This window comes from Vampirovibrio chlorellavorus (genome assembly GCF_003149375.1).
Lineage (GTDB): Bacteria > Cyanobacteriota > Vampirovibrionia > Vampirovibrionales > Vampirovibrionaceae > Vampirovibrio > Vampirovibrio chlorellavorus_B.
Genome location: NZ_QFWH01000003.1, coordinates 1 through 17,726, shown reverse-complemented (window position 1 = coordinate 17,726; position 17,726 = coordinate 1). Strand labels below are relative to the sequence as shown.

Sequence of the window (17,726 nt, the reverse complement as noted above, 5' to 3'; positions counted from 1 at the left end):
CCCATGTCCGTCATTGATGACTTAAAAGCCAAGCTGATTCGTGAATTAGAGGCCATCCACGTGGCGATTGAGGACGAGAGCTGGAAACACGCCGGTCACGCAGGGGCCACCCCCGGTGTGGAAGCCACCCACCTGAACATGGTGGTGGTATCCCCCCAATTTGAGGGCCTGGGCATCATGGATCAGCACCGCCTGGTGCATGCCGTGCTTCAGGAGGCCCGGGAGCGGCACTTGCACGCCCTGCAACTCAAGACTATACCAGCCAGCCAGTGGAGCGCCCACCATCCGGCGTAAACCCACGCTCAAAAAAGCCCCCAAATGAGTGCCCCTCCCGGATTGATCCGAAGAGGGGCTGTGAAGTCCACGTTGGTGGCCATTCACAGGGAGTAGTATAAACCCTGGGCTATGGTCATTCCATTGCCTGACGGGCTCAATTTTTACCGAACCCCTGAGCCATAGGGCCCACCCCATTCGCAGTGGTCATCCAGCATAGCCCTGAGCCAATTGACTAGGAAATCAAGCGCCCAAATCCTGTCTGAGCCGTTGCAAAAACCGGCGCAACGGATGGGAAGGCTCCAAGCGTGCTTCCCAATCCCGCCGAATCACCGGGTAAAGCTCGGCAGGGTCCCGACTCCCCAAAAACACCACGGGCCGATCCGCCTGTTCGGGGGGCCATTGAAAGCCAAACACAACCAAGGGATCCAGGGCGTCCTTTCCCGCAAACGGCATTAAGTCGGGGGCCACAAAAGACAGCAAGCCCAGGGGTAGAGTATGGGTGGACACCAAGCCATCCTCAAAGCACTGGAACGGCAGTATCTCACAGCGATCTCCCTGTGGGCTGATGGCTTCAAAGTCGTACACGGTCTTAATCTGGTAACTGGCCAGAGCCGGACTGGCCAAAGCGCCTTCGGGCAGGCCCCACCGCTGGAAGGAGGGATCGATCAGGCAGGCCGTGGGGGGAATGGAAGTGTTTCCCGCCTGAAAATGCTGAATCACTGCGTTCAGGTATCCCCATGGGGTGGCCAGAATAAAGGTGTGATTGGTCGTATCCGCCTGATAAAAGGGCTCACAGTGGCCATCGGCGGCCATCAACAGATAGGTTTGCCCAAACTGCCGTTGCAAGGCAGTGCCCAACTGATAGGTCAACTCGTAGCACACGCCGGTGTAGGGCCGTTCGGGGTGGGGGGGCTGGTAGTAATTCTCCAGACGCACTTCCTGATCGTTCCAGCTTATGGAAAAATCGCTGTCCGGGGATAGCAGGCTCTCCAGATCCTTGCTGTACCGGCATTGAGGCAGCGCCTGTGCCAAAAAAGACTGAAACTCCGGCACAAAGAGGCCCGCAGGATCATGGGAAAAGGCACTGGGAGACACGACCGAACTCACTCCTTGTTTAACAGGCAGGGTTTAAAAGGCTGGACTTGCTTAAACACTTCTATTGTTATTATTCCACGCTTTGGCGGATTGGAATCCTTTGGTTACAATAGAAGTCTGTCGCTAGATACGGTTACCGATAGAGAGGTTCAGGAAAACGCTTTGCCCATGCCCATCATCACCCGCCGGACAGGCCCTTTGGCCCTGACCCTGTTCCTGATCAGCCTGTTCAACCTCACTGGGCTCCCCCTCCTGATGCAGGGCGTCTCCAGTCAGGCCATGGCCCAGTCGGAAGCGCCCAGTTTTCTCAACCCGGCCCGCCCCAAAACACAGTATACATACCGTTTTCCCTATACCGCCGTCGATCCCGACCCCCTCAAGCAGCCTACGAACAAAGATATTCCCGGCTTTCGGGGCGAAAATCAGCTGATGATTTACACCCCGGCCTTCGGGGCCCAAACTGGCACCAATCAGGCCGGATGGGAAGCGGTGGTGGAAAATGGGGTCATTGTTCGGCTCAACGCCGGGAATAGTGCCATTCCGGCCAACGGCTTTGTGATCAGCGGGCACGGTTCGGCGGCCCAATGGTTGACCCGCTTTGGCAAGGTGGGCTCTCTGGCTGGCTGGAGTATTGAGACTGGAAAACTCACCCTGCAATTCACCCCGGCCACCTATTTAAACGAAGTGGACGCCGCTTTAAAAGCGGCCACGGCCAAACCGGGAGCCTCCGCCGATTACCCGGAGCATCTGACCGAGGCCCAACGCTGCCGGGCGGAACTGCTGGCCCTGCAAAGCAGCCCCGTTTCGGAAGCCATGGCCGATACGGCCCAGCGCTGCGTGCATGCGGCCAACCTGGCCTATTACAACACCATTCCCGCCGAGCCCAACGCTTTCCGGGGCACCTGGATTCGCCCGGAGGGAAACGATCCCCAGCAAATCCGGCAGGCCGTGGCCGCCCTGAAGCGGGCCAACATCCAGCAGGTGTTTGTGGAAACTTATTATCAGGGCAAAACCATTTACCCCAGCAAGGTCATGGCCGCTTACGGGCTGGCCGAGCAGCACCCTCGCTACCGGGGAGGTGATCCGCTGAAGTTATGGATTGAGGAAGCCCACCAACAGGGGCTGAAGGTGCATGTGTGGGCCCAGGTCTTTTTCGCAGGGAACCAAAAGGAAAACAGCGAGCAGTTCGGCCCCATCCTGAGCCGCTACCCGGAGTGGCGCAACATCCAGCGCCCCCACTGGCAGACGCCCACGCCGGTTATTTCCAATATCGAGCCCGGACACTACTTTCTGGACCCGGCCAACCCGGACGTACGCCAGTTTTTGAACAAGCTGCTGATGGAGATGGTCAGCGAATATGACGCCGACGGGCTGAATCTGGATTACATCCGCTACCCGGCCAGCGCGGCGGTCAATAAGCCCAACTATCTGGGCACCACCTGGGGATATACGACAGTGGCCCGCCAGCGTTTTCAGGCCATGATTGAGGCCGAGCGCACCGCCAGCGAGGCTCAGCGGGTGGACGCCCTGAAACAGGCGGGCAAGCCCGTTCCCAAAAGCACGGTGAATCCCGCCCTGTCATCGGCGGACCCCATTGGCTTAACACCGAGCAACCCCCTGTGGAACCGGTGGGTCAGCTGGCGCAAGGAGCAGGTTTCCAGCTTTGTGAAAAGCATTTCCCAACAGGCTCGTGCCCTGAAGCCCAATTTACTGGTATCGGCCGTGGTGTTTCCCAGCCATGATCCCACCTATGCCCTAAAATTACAGGATTATCCCCGTTGGGCCAAGGAGGGGGACATTCAGGCCCTCACCCCCATTGGGCTCTCTACCGATTTGGGCCGCATGCGCTTGCAGTGCGATCAACTCAGGGAGCAGGTGCAAGGAAAAATCCCGGTATACGTGGGCATTTTCTCCCTGTACAACCGCACGGGCCCCCTCAGTCTGGTAGAAGAGATCGACACGGTCAGGCAGGCTGGACTGGGCGGCGTGGTGCTGTTTGACGGGGCCCGCCTGAGCGCCCCGTACGAGGAAGCCTTGCTGGAAGGCCCCTTCCGACCTGCACCCTGAGGCCGACCTTCGCCCTGATATCGAAGTCCGTTTTCGGCCGGTTTGTTTGCCCCAAAACAGGTATAGTCAGGGAATCCTTATCTCAAACCCGCCGTGGGCTTGCCGTCTAAATAAATCCGTCTGGACGATGGCCTCCAGATTGAGTGGCCCGTACAGGTGCGGGTAAAGCTCCCCGTGTGTGGAGGGCTCCCAGCGCAGCTCCGCCTGTAGGGCCTCCACGGCCACGCTCAGCAGCAGTAATTCCGACTGTTCGGGGAAGTAGGCGTTGGCCACCCGGTTCAGCTGATGGCCCGGGGAGGCGTGAATAAAGCCCTCCGTGGCCAGACTGTCGGTGGTGAACTGGCCCTGAAGGTTGGCTTGTCGGAAGGTTTCCGGGGCGCACAGGATATAAATGGTTTCTGAATGAGACATAAATAAAAAACGCTCTGCGAAAAAATAGACGGTACCACTGATTGTGGCCGGAACACGGGCCAGGCGCAAATGTTGAGAGTCCGTAACGTGTGGCGTCCACCCCACTCTGCTTGTGCCCGCTTCATTTTGGACGCTTCAGGTGAGCATCGCCTCTACCACGGCTCTATTGTTACTTGACCCTCCATAGTGTCATCCCCTATGGTGAAAAGACCATCGGGTTTGTCATGGCCCATGGACCGCAATTAAACAAGTATTCGCAATTAAACAAGTATTTAAAGAGAGGGAGAGCGACCATGGCCAAGCAGAATCAGGCAAAGCAAAGCGATTTGAAGGTGACCGAGCGAGACAATACTCTGAATCCCCGTCAGCTCAGAGCCGCCGGATTTATCCCGGTCACCTTGTACGGAAAGAACCGGGAATCCGTGCAAATTCAGGCCAAAACCCACGAGTTGAGCCAATTGATCATGCACGGCAGCCAGCACTTCCAGTTGTCGGGCTTTGTTAGCGGTCCTGCCAAACTGCGGCAACTGCAGGTGGATCCCGTGTCCCAGCAGCCCATCAGCGCCCAACTACTGTCCGTCTAGCGCCTGAGTTTCAGTCAATTTAGCGCCAAGAACCGCTCAAATGCTCATTTGGGTGGTTTTTCGGCTAAATAAACGCCCTAGACAGGGTAAAACCCAGAAACCAGAGGCTTCCGGGTTAGGGCAGGCAATTATCACCTTATCAGTCGCAGTTAGTTATCAGTCACGTTACATTGAAGGAGAGAGAAATTTCAGAGCATGGCTCAGGGCAGCTGGGTCGGCAACAGGGCCACCGCTTTGTTCAGCAGGGCCGGGTTGGCGGCCAGGGCGGCAGGCCCCAGAACCAGTCCGCTGAGTGCGCCCAGACCGGCACCCGTCAAGGCGGCACCAGCGAACAAGGTTGCTTTGTTCCGGGTATTCACCGGAGAATTGGCGGGCCCCAACGCTTGCGGGTTGGGCATTTTGCTCGCCGAAGGAATGGCTTCCATCAAGGGACTCAACTTCTGCAGGGCGTTCAGCCAGGGATTATTTCCCGTGACTGCCTGCTTGACAAAGGTTTGCAAGGCGCCAACCACCGGATTTCCTTGTCTGGGCGGCAGGGAGGCGGGTTTGCTGGCGTTACTGACCGCAGGTGTGGATTTGATGAACACATCGCCCTGGTGGCCGTTTTGCCGGTGGATGGGCTGTGTTTTCTGCCCAAAGGCGATGGGGGTGGACGCTGGCTGGGCGGCAGATTTCGCCAGCGTTTGATTTTTCAATGCCTGATATTTCGGCAGCTTAAGCTGATTCATAGCGTCCATCATGGCGCGGGTCCCATCCCTCTGCTAAATCTTTCACTGAATCCGTTTGGAGAAGTGTGTTTCCAATCGATGAAATTATTCTATCTGAGTTTCCTCATTTAGAGAAATAAAAATAAAAACAAACTAAAGAGTCTCACCGAAAGCTCGGTCAGGGTGTTGAGATGCGCTAGTTTACAAAACTTAATTATTTCTTGGTGTTTATTTGACAAAAACCATTTAGTGTAAACTTGCCCCAAAGGGTTTTGGTTTCCTTTTTTGACGGTTTGGATAGTGACTTTTTAAAAAATAGTGGCTTTCTTTTTGACAAACATTCTTCCTAAACACTTTTTTCTCTCCAAAGGGGACGCCGTCCCCTTTACATCCCCTGCTGGAGATTGTCTTGCAGAGGTGTTTTTTTGTGAAAGATGCTTTCTTTACTATCTCTTTTTCTCAAGCTCCCCTTTCCCTAAGGGGACTCCGTCCCCTTTACATCCCCCGCTGGGGTCGCCTGCGCCCCCAGCCCCCTCCAGAGAGAAACTGCAAGTAGCTCGTAACTGTGTAAATTCGTAACTGTAAGCTGTAACAGACTAAAGGTGCGGTCTCCGAATGGGGCCTGCCCCATTCGAAATCGAAACAAATAAGAAAACATTCTTTTTTTAAACCATGCAAAAATTTTTCACAGAAATTCTGCGGGGTCTGGGGGTGCAGGCACCCCCAGCGGGGGATGTAAAGGGGGCGGGCCCCCTTTCAAAGAAGATAATTACCTCTTTTCAACAGTCGCCAACGCCCTACCCAAAGCCCCTTCCCAGCGCTTCCAGCATTGAATCAGATTTTCAAACTTGGCCACCTCCAAACACCACCCCGGATTCTCAGGCTCAGCCACCGCATGCAAAATGGCCAAGGAATGAAAACAACGACACAAACCGACTTGCACCAGCTCGACGGGGTTGAATACCACAGAATTTTCTATGCAAGCCAAATAGTGGGTCAAAAATAAACGGGCCTTGGGCACATCAACTTCGGGCCAAAAGCAGAACCGCTCGATCACCGCCGCCACATCCACCAGGACGGAGGAGCGAACCCCCACCATATCTTCAAAATCCAAAAAAGTGGGCAGGTCATTTTGGATGCCAAACAACACATTGGCCCGGTGCAGATCATTATGGGCCAAACACGTACCCCGGCCACGGAAAAGGGGTTCCACAACACTCAGGCTGGCTTGGTACTCCAAAGCAAATGTCGCCGAAGGCACCGACTTCAACTGTGCTTTCCAACTATCAACAAGGAGCGTCCAGTCCTTCTCTTCCAAGGGGAAAGCAGCCAACTGGTTGTGCAGCAGGGCCAAAGCACGTCCCAGATTTTGAACCTGCGTTGGGCTTTCATCAAAAAACCGACTCTCCAGCCATGGGTACAAAAAAATCCACTCTCCTGCGGGTCCTTGTTGGGGCGGATACCGCAAAGGCAAGGTGGATGCTCCCTGCTGAGAGAGCCAGGTTGAAATCTCAGCGGCCCGTCCTTCCCGTGTGGCTCGCCGGGGTGGTTTGATCTTGGCAAAGAGCCGCTCTCCGCCACTGGTTTGAATTTGATAGTAACCACACAACCCGCTTTGCTCATTTCGTTCCGCCCGATGGACCTGCTCAATCCTCAACTCCGGCATCAAGTCACGCCACAAGGGGGTAACATCCTGCACAAAACGCATGTGCCCCGGCAGCAAATTGCCATGGGCCGGGGGCACAAAAGCGGAACTAGACATCCTGCTCTGTAATGGGCGCTCCCGCTTTCACGGCGTGGGCCAAGGGTTTCCCCACAAAGTCATCCCAACGCTCCACCGGAATTCCCTGCTGGGGAAACGCAAACCGGATGGTCTCGGGAGAAATTCTGGCCCCGGGCTCCAGATCACTTTTGGCCACCAGACACATTCTATCCGGTGGAACAGGCCTGTCCACGGGCAAGGTTCGGGTGGTACTGCCCATCGCTTGGTCAATCAGCGCTATTTTTTCCAGCGTTTCCCCGATTTGGGAAATGGGCAAGGCGTGGGCGATATCAATATCGGGTTTGGACTCATCCAGACACACCCCTTTCTCAAGCACATCCACCCCCAAGGCGGTGGCAGCCAACAGCATCTCAATGCCCCGGAAATGATCGGACAAACTGTCGTGGCACTGATATTTTCGGCCCATATCAATCATCATATTCAGGTTAAAATCAGTGGGCGGCGCTGGCGGCCCCGGTGGGCTATGTTGCACGATCAGGGTCTGCGCCCCGCTGGCTTTGGCCCATTCCACCGCCCGATCAATTTCATCCATGGTTGATCGCCCCGTATCCAGCATGAGTACCCGCCCCGTGGCGGCCACACTACGAATCAGGGGAGCATGCACGATATTGCTGCTGGGAATTTTCAGGGCCACTGCTTCCAATTCCAGGGCCAGTTGCAAGCCCTCTTCATCGTAAACGCTTAAAACCAGTTCCAGCCCCTGATCTCTGGCGTCACTGTAAATTCTGCGCAAGGTATCCAAAGGCACCACATGGCGCTCAATCACATCCCTGTAACGCTCCCGACGCATGCCCGTACCGGGGACAAAATAACCAACTTCGCCTTCGGGCAAGCACATATCCGGGTTGTGCAACAACGCCCCCTTGAGGGTTGTAATGCCGGCGCTAATCAGCGCGTTCACCAACCGGTAGGCACCCTGAATGTCGTGCTTGAAATAAACATCGATATCCGGCAGAAAAAGAGGCGCTTCCCCCTGACCAATACGCTTTTTGCCAATCAGACTGGCAGGCTTGTTACTCACCGTGCGCATCCTCTTTCTTCGCTACCTGAATCATCAACAGTTCCAGTGGCAGGGGCATAATTCCGTTTCGTAGCGTCCGTTGGCCATCCGCTCCCGGCTCCGTCCAGGAACGCACCGGATCCGTCTGGGGCGGCAAATCGAAAGGCAGCGCAAATTTTTCAAATGAAAAGTGTTTGACGCCTTGCACTCCTTGCAAAAATGCGCCCACGCTTTGCTTGGAAAATAAATTATAGCCGGGATGCCAGGGGGCTTCAAAGTGTTCAGCATAGCGCCATTGAATCCGGGCATCCAGCGGGTAGTCATTAAACAAGCCCGTTATTAGCACCACCCCGCCACTTTTGGCCACCCGCACACACTCACTGAATGAAGGGCGAAAATCATCAAAAATGCTGTGTACCCCGGTTAAAAATACTGCGTCAAAGGTGTTATCCGGCACACTGGTCATGTGGTTGGCGTCCCCCTGATGGACAGCCAGATTCGCCGTCCGTTGCCGAGCCAATTGCACCAGTTCCACGTCATACTCAAGGCCTTCACAGTGGGCCGCCGGATACCGTTGCTGGGCGTACTGAAGAAAATCCCCAGAGGCACACCCCACATCCAGCAGGCGTGTAGGAAGCACACCCAAGGCTTCCAGCTGATCACAGAGCCATACAAACATAAACTTTGGCTCTGTTTTTTCAGTCCCACTGTAGACGCTGGTTCGTTTGTAGTCAGCACTGATCATGCGTATCATTCCCAAAAAGAAAAATTATACTGAAGCGGTTTTGCGGTTGTCCATCCAGGACAGTGTTTATTGAGGAGACGGATTCGGTAAAACAACGAAAACAGAGGTGGTCAATTCTGCTCCATCAAACAAACTGACTGTTTTCGCCTGACGTTTTGTTCTGTAAAATTCTGGATAAATATCAACGTTTCGGCAGCGGCGGCGGTGGGCGAAACCAAATGCTGTCCGGCATTCAGCCAGGCCTTTTCAAGCCCTGCTGAACTCAAAGCAAGAGCCAGTTTTTCTGCCAGTGAATCGGTGGGTAAAATCGTATCCGCCAGATTTAAGCGGGTATAGGGCAAGGCCTCAAAAGCGATTTGAGGGCTCAGGGTATCCAGCAGCGCTTGGGAGGTCAGCACCGACACGGGGCTTGAAAGGGGCATTTGCGAATAAAAGTTCAGGTAGGCCGCATCATAAAGACAATTGGACATAATGCTGCACACGCAATCGCAAGCAATCAAGGCCTCCTCAACCGGCCAGTTTTCCAGAAAGCGAACCGGAACCGCCTCGTTCGCCGTCAGTAAAGCCAGTGTTTGCTGCCGTTGCGCCTCACTCTCGCGCGGGTGCGGCTTGTAAATAACAGTGGGCTTTTCACCAAGGCTTTCAACGGCAGCCACCCAATGCTCAATCACCGCCGTATAACCAGGAACATGATGCAAGGACTGCCCAAACCAGCCAATCACCTGGGTTGTCTCCACGTTCAGTTTTGCTCGACTGGTTCGCCGAATGGCCGGAATATCCAACCTGCTATAGCAGGCATGCCGCGGCGAGCCCATGATAAAGCTATCAGCGCCGTGACGCTGCCGGTTTAATTCACGGGCGGCGGCATCCAGCACCAAAAATACCGAGGGAACAGCATTAAAAAAGGGATTCCATTCGCCCCAAAAATCCTGAAGCAAAAACGTGGGACAAGCGGCCACCTTCAACAGGGCTTCATCAATGCCCCCCTGTCCCGGCGAGGAAAGCCCGGCAATCACTGCATCAGGCTGATGATCACTGACCCAGTGGGCCGCCTCTTTCAGCAACACCGCTGCCGCCGGATCATCAGGATGATTGACCGCAGGGGCCTCGATAAAAACAGGATTAATACCTGCCTGGGATAAAATGCCAAAGGCTGGAGCCTGGGCCAAGACCATGACCTTGTTCCGGGGATCGTGTGCGGCCAGTTCCGCCAGTGGCGCCACATACAGGGCGGCAGCGGCATCCCGGGCGGAAAAAATTAAGCGCATAATGTTTCCAGTCCGGGTTTTCGCATTTTGTCCATATTCGGTGGGTTGGGGAAATCCTGACGGGGGAATATTAGCACGAACCATCTCAGACTGGCAGCCCCTGACGCAACGCTATGACTTTGGCAAATTGCTGTAGTTAACCGGCTTGCTCTACCCAATCACGCAAAACCACACACCGATCCGGGAATGACAAGACTTGGAGAGTATCCGGGAAGTTTTTAGTCCGGTGTAACGCCAAGGCCTTAGCAACGCAGACACAAAGAAGATGCCCGGCAAAAAATCTTGCGGACAAGCTCTTCCGCACGCTGAAACCGGCAAATCAGTATCGCTAACCCGAACCCAGGGTGCTAAAGGTGTCATCCGTTTTTTGATAAACCATATCCCGCAACTGGGGATGCTGGTTGAGATACTCCCCATCGGCGGCAATGGCAAAGGCCGCCTTTCGAGCCTTTTCCAGGGTGTCCTTGTCCTCAATCAAATCGGCCAGCACAAAATCCGGCAAACCGCTCTGGCGGGTACCCAAAAACTCACCCGGCCCCCGCAGCTCCAAATCCCGCTCAGAGATATAAAAGCCATCCTCGCTTTCGGTCAAAATGCTCAGGCGGGTCAAGGTGGTTTCCGTTTTGTTATCGGACACCAGCACACAGTAGGATTGATGGCTGGAACGTCCCACCCGGCCCCGCAACTGGTGCAACTGGGACAGGCCAAAGCGATCGGCGTTCTCAATGATCATGACCGTGGCGTTGGGCACATCCACGCCCACTTCCACCACCGTGGTACTGACCAGAATGTGCAAATCACCCGCCGCAAAGCGACTCATCACGGCGTCTTTCTCATCGGGGCGCATTTTACCGTGCAGCAGGCCAATGCGTAAATCCTGAAACACCTCCTGCTGCAAGCGCTCCGCCTCGGAGGTGGCCGCCTTGGCCGACAAAGTCTCCGACTCCTCAATCAGGGGAAACACAATGTAGGCTTGCCGCCCCTTCAAAATTTCCTGCCGAATGAGCTGGTAGCCCTGCCCTAATTGAGAATGCGTGAGCAGCGTGGTTTTAATGGGAGTCCGCCCCGGGGGCAATTCATCCAGAATGGACACGTCCAAATCGCCGTGCAAGGTCATAGCCAGAGAGCGAGGAATGGGGGTAGCGGTCATGGTCAGCATCTCCGGGTGTTGCCCCTTGCTTTTGAGCAAAGTCCGCTGACGCACCCCGAAACGATGCTGCTCATCCACCACCACGATGCCCAGCTTGGCAAACTCTACATCGTCCTGAATCAGTGCATGGGTGCCCACGGCCACGTGAATTTGTCCGTTCAGCAAGGCTTGGCGCAATTCCCGGCGCTCCCGTGCCCCGGATTTCCCCACGAACAGGCCCGCCCGCAAGCCCAGCGGGGTCAGCCACTCCACGCATTTGCGGTAATGCTGCTCGGCCAGAATTTCGGTGGGAGCCATCAAGGCCCCCTGATACCCGTTTTCCACGGCGGCTAACAGGGTCAGAATGGCTACCACGGTTTTCCCGCTACCCACGTCCCCTTGCAACATGCGGTACATGGGCTCATCGGAAGCGATATCTTGCGAGATCTCATTTAACACCCGCTGCTGAGCCCCGGTCAAGGCAAAAGGCAAGGCCTGCTTGAGCTGCTCGGCATAGCCATCGGGATGATAGACCAGATTCAGCCCCTTCACGGTTCGCTTGTACTGCTGACGAATCAGGGACAAGCGCAACTGCACGTAAAACAGCTCGTCAAACACCAGACGCTCCCGGGCGGCGGTGGCCAGCTCCCGGGTTTCCGGGAAGTGAATCTGCCGCAGGGCCTGTTTTAAGGGCATCAGGCCGTACTGCTGCAGTACCGACTGAGGCACAGGATCGATGATGCTGTCCAGGTAATCCTGCAAGGCCTGATGGATGGCCTTACGCAAAAAGCGCAGGTTCAGCCCTTCGGTCAGGGCATAAATGGGCACCAATCGGCCCGCATGCAAGGAGTCGTTCTCTTGAACGCCGGTGGCGTCCTGATAGCTCAAAATCTCCAGTTGGGGGCGATCCATGGCCGGGATTTTTTTATAGGTATCCCACTTCACCTTGCCAGAGAGCATGACATCGGCCCCCTTGGGGTAGCGGTCCTTCTGCGCTTCCAGCGAGGCCTGACTGAGCTTGCCCAGAAACCAGTTGGCGGCCATCATGCCGGTATCATCGGTAATCACCAGGCTGAGAATGGCCAGCCCGTTCTTGGTTTTGTAGGCGTTCACCGAGCGGATGCTTCCAATCACGGTAACCTCATCGCCCTGATTGAGATCCAGAATTTTGACCCGGTTGTTGTAATCCAGATAACGCCGGGGGAAGTAGTAGAGGAGATTCTCCACGGTCTGAATGCCCACCAGCCCCAGCAATTGGGCCAACTTGGGGCCCACCCCTTTCAGGTACTTCACCTCCAGTTCGTGGATGGATTTTCCACCGGCCTTGGGGGGCTCCGTGGACAGTTTAGGAGCCTTGCGCTGGGCCGCGCCTTGCCGGGACAGGGCGATTAAAAACTGCTCCATGCTCTCCAGCGTGCGCATGCGCCCCCCCAAATCCATGAAGGGGTAATTCTCGAACTTGCGGCGCAGGGTATCCACCGGGTTGTCCGCGCCACTGCCATCGTCCAGCGTCAGCGGGGGCATTTCTTTCAGGGTGTCGAACACAAAGCGGGAAAACGTTTTTTTACGTCCCTGCACGTCAATGTAACGGTGATCCTTCTCGATGGACACCGCCTGCCGCAAGTCCTTCAGTTTTAACTGCACTTCTTCCAGGGATAACAAAGGCGTGGCCTCTCTCAAAACGGGTTCAGCCGCAACCGGGATCTTCTCTGCCGGATTCTTGTGGGCTTGTCAGATAGTGGGTTCCAGCCGGAACAAGCTCCTTCGTATTATAGTACAGACCCTTCCAATCCCCCCAGAGGCTGGGAGCGCCATCGGTTTTGTAGACGGCCCCTTTTCAAGAACTGAACCAGTGTGCGATTATTACGTCATCCGTTAACAGACGCCTGGCTTGATTACACCCTGAGTCAGGCCCACGCCAAGTTGGGTCGAGCTTGCTAGCAAGCGAGCAGCAAGAATGGCCCGCCCAGAAATCACCACAGCCACACCAGGCCACAAACAAGAGGGATAGAGAGAACTTTTTGAATCGGCAAAGAATCACATTTTTAATGAAAACAGTGTTCAGGTTCAACGAAGAGACAAGCTGGCAACCAGTCAGTCAGGCGGCTTATTGGCCCCAAGCCAGCATTAAACGGTTTTAAAGTAAGAGGTAGTAAATCCATGCGCAATCGGTTTCATTCCCGTCATTTACGGTTAGCCCTGCTCAGTAGCCTCATGGCGGGCAGCCTGTGGCTCCCCCCTGCCGGAATGGCTCAGACCTCCAACAATCTGGAGGCCATCCAGAATTACAATCAGGGCATTGAAGCCTACAATCAGGGCCGGGTGAATGACGCCCTGGGCAAATTTACCCGGGCCACCCAGATCGATCCGGCCTATGGCGATGCCTACTACAACATGGGCTCCATCTATTACCAGCTCAAGCGCTTCCCCGATGCCGCCGACATGTTCCAGAAATCCGTGAACCTGGCCCCGGCGGATGGCAACGCCAAATACAACCTGGCCCTGTGTCTGGAAAGGCTGAATCGCAATGAAGAGGCCATCAACATCCTCTCTCAAATTCCGGCCAGCGATGCCAAGTACACCCAGGCCCGGGTCAAACTGAATGAACTGCGCCCGGAGTTGAAGCCGCAAAACGCGCCAGCCACGGCCACTAAGCCTGCCAGCGCTCCGGCCACGGCCAATAAGCCCACCACGACCACACCGACCGTGAACAAGCCAGCCGCCGCCCCGCCCAGCGCTACCAAACCAGCGGCAGCGGCCAAAGCCACGGTCAAGGTGTTTTCCAAGGGGTATGAAGGCCCCACCGGGATTACCATCGGCCCGGGCGGCTTTATGTACGTGGCCAACTACTCCAAAAACATCATCTACCGGGTGGGGGCCAGCGGCGAAAAGACCGTGTTCAGCTCCGGCGAAGGCATTAAAGGCCCCATCGGCCTGACCTACAACCCCAAAACCAATGAATTGTACGTGGCCAACTACCTGCTGAACAACGTGGCCCGTATTAACGCCAACGGCAAGACCAGCGTCCTCATTGGCGGATTGAACAAGCCCTACAACCTGTTTATGGACACCGTGAACAACGCCGTGTTTGTCTCCGAGCAGGACCCGGCCAATGTCATTTCACGCATCGCATTGCCGTAAACCAGTACAACCTTGAACACCCGGCCCGGTGATCCTTTATGGAAAACCGGGTCGCTTTTTTAGACTCCGCAAAAAAATAAAACCGGGAGATATGGCTCTCCCGGTGGTTGGTTGTAAGGCTCTCTCACTCCGGCTAAAGAGCAAGGCGGCACTTACTCGGTATGACACAGTACCTGTTGCCAGGCACTTTCTTTTCCCCCTTCACGAAATGTGTCCTTATCCCCTCTCTTCACTCCCAATCTCACACCCAATAATCCCGTCTCATCCCAAAGCCACCGGCTGATCCCGAAACTTGCCCCAAAATCGAACCCAGGCCGATTCACCGAGCAGTCCTCAAACACTGGACGTCGTCGGGGTTGTGGCCGGGCCACGGGTACAGGAAATCCACTGCCAGCAATCGGCAATGCAACTCCAAATACCAGCCGGGATATGGCTTTCAATGCTTTTCTCATCTCTTCAACTGTTTGTCGCATCGCAAACGCACAAGCGTTTCGATTGGTACCCACTTGAACTGCCAGCCAGCACGGCCCAGTTCATACTTGTTCTGAGAGAGAAAAGCGAGTGAAGTACGATTGATGCCAGTTTATGAAGTTTTTTTTACAAAGCAGGCCAAAGCCGCTCAAAATCAGCGTTTGGCAATCCGCCGCGAACGTTTCACAGCCGAAGAACTTCTACATGCGCTCCGGGGCGGACACACCCAGCAAGTCCAGGGCCTGGGCCAGCGTCTTCTGAATGGCCCGAATCAGCATCAGGCGGGCCTGCGTCAGAGAGGGCTCCGGGGTGAGAATCCGGCAGACCCCGTAAAAGGAGTGGAACTGAGCCGAGACATCCTGAGCGTACTGGGTCACAAAATGCGGGGAACGGAATCGGGCGGCATCCCGAACCACGTCCTCAAACCCGTCCAACAACAGCAACAAGGTCTTTAACACCTGCTGTTCCTTGGGGTCAGGCAGACTGTCAAACAAGGGGGCCAGCGTCTGTACGTTCAAGGCATGCTCAAAAGCCCGCAAATCTTTTTCCGTGACAAAGGGCTGGGCCACTGCGCCGGAATCGACATTAACCGGAGCTTCCACGGCATTACGCAAAATACTGCAACACCGGGCGTGGGCGTATTGCACATAAAACACCGGGTTTTCACTGGTGGCGGAAGCGGCCAGATCCACATCAAAATCCAGCGAGGTATCGGCGGACTTGGACACCATCCAGAAGCGGGTGGCATCCACGCCCACTTCGTCCACCACGTCCTGCAGGGTCAGCATCTTGCGGCGCTTGCCCATGCGGGTACGCTCACCATCCACAATCAGGTTGACCAACTGACCCAGCAGCACTTCAAACTGCTCTGGAGAGTGGCCCAATGCCTGAATGGCCCCTCGCATGCGGGGAATGTAACCATGGTGATCGGCCCCCCAGATGTTCATAATCCGGTTGTAGCGGACTTGCCCCCGGGCGTCCTGACGGCTGAACTTATCGTGGTGATAGGCGATATCGGGCATTAAGTAGGTGAAGCTGCCATCGGACTTGCGCAGCACCCGATCTTTCTCGTCGCCAAACTCGGTGGACTTGAACCACAGGGCATCTTCGGCCTCGTAGGTAAAGCCCTTGGCAGTTAAAGCAGTCAGCGTTTCCGGGATGACGCCCCGATCGTACAGGTACGCCTTTTCGGAAATCCAGCTTTCAAAAGGCACACGCATGCGATCCAGCAGGGCCCGCTGATCGCTCAGTAAAAACTCACGGGAAAAATCCTGAATGCCTTGCCGGGCTTCGGCCTCAGGCTCACCGGGAGAAGCGCTAATGGCGCTGAGCAATTGCCCTTGACGCTGAGAATCAGCCAGATAAGCCCGGGCCACGTCCAGCACGTACTCGCCGGGATAGGGCAGGGTTTCGGGTAGTTCAACCGGCACCGAAAGCAGCCCTTCGGCCTTCAGAAGTTCCACGCAGCGCCAGTACACCGAGGTGGTGATATTGCCCATCTGCACCCCGGCGTCGTTGATGTAAAATTCGGCGGTCACCTCGGCGCCACAGTGGCGCATCAGGCGAATGATGGCATCGCCCAACGCGGCCCAGCGGCCATGCCCAATATGTAAAGGCCCGGTGGGGTTGGCGGAAACGTATTCCAGCAAGACCCGTTCGCCCGCCAGCTCCTGATTCCGTCCGGGGGCAGGAGAATGAATAATTCCCACCAGCGCTTCGGCCAAAAACGCCGTGGAGAGTTGAAAGTTGAGGTACCCACCCACCACGGTCACCGTCATCCGTTCATCGGACAGTACCCCTTGCAGCACTTCGGCAATTTTAGGGGGGGCCATTTTGGTATGACGGGCCAAAAAGGAAACGTTGACGGCGTAATCGCCATGCTCGGGATTGCGGGGGCGCTCCAGGCGAAAGGCGGCGGTCATGGCGTCATCCACCATCAGGCCGTTGAGTTGGGGAGCCGCTTGTTGAAGCGCTGAAGACAGGTGATTGAGAAGTTTTTGTTTAATCATAGTCCGTCAACTCTAGCAGAAAATCGACCCGGACAAAAGTTGGGTCTGATGTGCGGGACTTTCCGTTTTTGGCATTTAAAAAGGGCCGAAGCCCTTCTTAAATTTCAGAATACACAATTGTAAACGCCTGTAAGCACGGCAGCCGCAAGTTCAGTTGGAAGCGCCTATTCGGACACCTCATCGGCAGCCGGTTGCACCACGGTATCGGTCGCGCTCCCCTCCAGCATCAACACTTCCCCATCGTAATTCATGGTCATCTCATCCGAGGATATAAAAGAAACCTTCAAGGCCAGCTCGGCCAGATGCCTTCCGCCGACCGAAAATTCGGTAATGGTATCCAGGGCAATGGTCCATAGTTCTTCCGGGCTTCCATCCTTCCTGTAGGACTGGATTTGCAGGGCGTCAGCGTCCACGGATACCAGCTTTCCCTCATAGTAGCGATTAAAGGCGCCCTGACGCACAAAGATGAACCTTTTCAGCAAAGGCAGCAGTTTTGGATACATGTAGGGGTCTCCCTATAGCTCACTCTGTATAGCTCACTTTTCCATCGTTTCCCTGTAAAAATATTAAACGATGTTACCAATTAGAGCAATCGTCCAAAACTCAGCAATAAAAATAATTTTCAGGGTTCCCCTTACCCCAAACCCATCTGTAATTCACCCCATTAACCGAATCGGAGAATAAAAAGCATTACGCCGTAATCATTTCTGGCTAGGCAAGCTGACAAACACAAGGCCAAACCATTGCCCAACCGGGCCTCTCCAGTTGGCTAGAAAATAACAAAAAAACCTCGACAGAAGGAATGAAAAAACCGGGAAAAGCAAGGACCCAAGTTAATTTCCCCTTAAATATTAATAATAAAGGTAGTTATAGACGGCGCGTGAATATCCCCTCTATAATGACGAACATCCAGGGTTAGGTAGAACTCATACGGTAACTTTCTGAAGGCAGAGCATGGCGCAGCCCAATTGCCAGAAGGCCTCCCAATTCTGCCAGCGATAGTCGTAGCGGATTTCAAGCTTTCTGAATTTGCCCAGCCA

14 protein-coding genes are annotated in these 17,726 nt (G+C 55.2%); 4 read left to right on the top strand and 10 right to left on the bottom strand.

From position 1 onward, the window contains the following. Nucleotides 1–3: 3 nt before the first annotated feature. Nucleotides 4–294 carry a BolA family protein gene (locus DF283_RS04650; RefSeq protein WP_303673557.1) on the top strand — a complete coding sequence of 97 codons (291 nt, stop codon included), beginning with the start codon at nucleotides 4–6 and terminating at the stop codon, nucleotides 292–294. Nucleotides 295–516: 222 nt separating this feature from the next. Here DF283_RS04650 and DF283_RS04645 read toward each other — a convergent pair whose 3' ends face one another. Beyond that, nucleotides 517–1,371: a hypothetical protein gene (locus DF283_RS04645; protein WP_303673556.1), complete on the bottom strand. Its 855-nt coding sequence runs from the start codon at nucleotides 1,369–1,371 to the stop codon at nucleotides 517–519. A 168-nt stretch (nucleotides 1,372–1,539) separates the two neighbouring features. Between DF283_RS04645 and DF283_RS04640 the strand changes: the two genes are divergently transcribed. Beyond that, the gene (locus DF283_RS04640; RefSeq protein WP_303673555.1) at nucleotides 1,540–3,438 is read left to right on the top strand and encodes a glycoside hydrolase family 10-like protein; all 1,899 of its coding nucleotides are present in this window, start codon (nucleotides 1,540–1,542) and stop codon (nucleotides 3,436–3,438) included. A gap of 66 nt (nucleotides 3,439–3,504) precedes the next feature. On the opposite strand, the gene DF283_RS04635 is transcribed toward DF283_RS04640, so the two are convergent. Next, the gene (locus DF283_RS04635; RefSeq protein ID WP_303673554.1) at nucleotides 3,505–3,849 is read right to left on the bottom strand and encodes a DUF952 domain-containing protein; all 345 of its coding nucleotides are present in this window, start codon (nucleotides 3,847–3,849) and stop codon (nucleotides 3,505–3,507) included. A gap of 293 nt (nucleotides 3,850–4,142) precedes the next feature. Between DF283_RS04635 and DF283_RS04630 the strand changes: the two genes are divergently transcribed. Continuing rightward, entirely contained in the window at nucleotides 4,143–4,433 is a 291-nt protein-coding gene (locus tag DF283_RS04630) for a hypothetical protein (RefSeq protein ID WP_303673553.1), read from the top strand. A 200-nt stretch (nucleotides 4,434–4,633) separates the two neighbouring features. On the opposite strand, the gene DF283_RS04625 is transcribed toward DF283_RS04630, so the two are convergent. From DF283_RS04625 to recG, 6 genes are all read right to left on the bottom strand, one after another. Then, nucleotides 4,634–5,173: a hypothetical protein gene (locus DF283_RS04625; protein ID WP_303673552.1), complete on the bottom strand. Its 540-nt coding sequence runs from the start codon at nucleotides 5,171–5,173 to the stop codon at nucleotides 4,634–4,636. A gap of 736 nt (nucleotides 5,174–5,909) precedes the next feature. Beyond that, entirely contained in the window at nucleotides 5,910–6,902 is a 993-nt protein-coding gene (locus DF283_RS04620) for a phosphotransferase enzyme family protein (protein ID WP_303673551.1), read from the bottom strand. Beyond that, nucleotides 6,895–7,944: an N-acetylneuraminate synthase family protein gene (locus DF283_RS04615; RefSeq protein WP_303673550.1), complete on the bottom strand. Its 1,050-nt coding sequence runs from the start codon at nucleotides 7,942–7,944 to the stop codon at nucleotides 6,895–6,897. The genes DF283_RS04620 and DF283_RS04615 overlap by 8 nt, the downstream gene beginning before the upstream one ends. Beyond that, nucleotides 7,937–8,668 (bottom strand): class I SAM-dependent methyltransferase, encoded by a 732-nt coding sequence (locus DF283_RS04610; RefSeq protein ID WP_303673549.1) that lies wholly within the window; start codon nucleotides 8,666–8,668, stop codon nucleotides 7,937–7,939. Before DF283_RS04610 ends, DF283_RS04615 begins: the two co-directional genes overlap by 8 nt. A 110-nt stretch (nucleotides 8,669–8,778) precedes the next feature. After that, a complete protein-coding gene (locus DF283_RS04605; protein WP_303673548.1) occupies nucleotides 8,779–9,936 on the bottom strand; it encodes a hypothetical protein in 1,158 nt (385 codons plus the stop codon). 328 nt (nucleotides 9,937–10,264) lie between these two features. Beyond that, nucleotides 10,265–12,727, bottom strand: coding sequence for an ATP-dependent DNA helicase RecG (gene recG, locus DF283_RS04600; RefSeq protein WP_303673547.1), 2,463 nt, complete (start codon nucleotides 12,725–12,727; stop codon nucleotides 10,265–10,267). Between the two features lie 498 nt (nucleotides 12,728–13,225). Here recG and DF283_RS04595 point away from each other — a divergent pair, with 498 nt between their 5' ends. Then, on the top strand, nucleotides 13,226–14,206 hold the full coding sequence (locus DF283_RS04595) for a tetratricopeptide repeat protein (RefSeq protein WP_303673546.1): 981 nt from the start codon (nucleotides 13,226–13,228) through the stop codon (nucleotides 14,204–14,206). A gap of 671 nt (nucleotides 14,207–14,877) precedes the next feature. Here the strand turns inward: DF283_RS04595 and argS are convergent. Both argS and DF283_RS04585 read right to left on the bottom strand, forming a co-directional pair. After that, nucleotides 14,878–16,686, bottom strand: coding sequence for an arginine--tRNA ligase (argS, locus tag DF283_RS04590; protein WP_303673545.1), 1,809 nt, complete (start codon nucleotides 16,684–16,686; stop codon nucleotides 14,878–14,880). A gap of 164 nt (nucleotides 16,687–16,850) precedes the next feature. Beyond that, a complete protein-coding gene (locus DF283_RS04585) occupies nucleotides 16,851–17,189 on the bottom strand; it encodes a hypothetical protein (RefSeq protein WP_303673544.1) in 339 nt (112 codons plus the stop codon). Nucleotides 17,190–17,726 lie beyond the last annotated feature (537 nt).

Bases quoted from the DNA above. Each gene is read 5' to 3' on its own strand.
- DF283_RS04650 (WP_303673557.1), top strand. From the start codon at position 4: ATGTCCGTCATTGATGACTTAAAAGCCAAGCTGATTCGTGAATTAGAG.
- DF283_RS04605 (WP_303673548.1), bottom strand. From the start codon at position 9,936: ATGCGCTTAATTTTTTCCGCCCGGGATGCCGCTGCCGCCCTGTATGTG.
- DF283_RS04635 (WP_303673554.1), bottom strand. From the start codon at position 3,849: ATGTCTCATTCAGAAACCATTTATATCCTGTGCGCCCCGGAAACCTTC.
- DF283_RS04625 (WP_303673552.1), bottom strand. From the start codon at position 5,173: ATGATGGACGCTATGAATCAGCTTAAGCTGCCGAAATATCAGGCATTG.
- DF283_RS04620 (WP_303673551.1), bottom strand. From the start codon at position 6,902: ATGTCTAGTTCCGCTTTTGTGCCCCCGGCCCATGGCAATTTGCTGCCG.
- DF283_RS04630 (WP_303673553.1), top strand. From the start codon at position 4,143: ATGGCCAAGCAGAATCAGGCAAAGCAAAGCGATTTGAAGGTGACCGAG.
- DF283_RS04585 (WP_303673544.1), bottom strand. From the start codon at position 17,189: ATGTATCCAAAACTGCTGCCTTTGCTGAAAAGGTTCATCTTTGTGCGT.
- DF283_RS04640 (WP_303673555.1), top strand. From the start codon at position 1,540: ATGCCCATCATCACCCGCCGGACAGGCCCTTTGGCCCTGACCCTGTTC.
- DF283_RS04595 (WP_303673546.1), top strand. From the start codon at position 13,226: ATGCGCAATCGGTTTCATTCCCGTCATTTACGGTTAGCCCTGCTCAGT.
- argS (WP_303673545.1), bottom strand. From the start codon at position 16,686: ATGATTAAACAAAAACTTCTCAATCACCTGTCTTCAGCGCTTCAACAA.
- DF283_RS04610 (WP_303673549.1), bottom strand. From the start codon at position 8,668: ATGATCAGTGCTGACTACAAACGAACCAGCGTCTACAGTGGGACTGAA.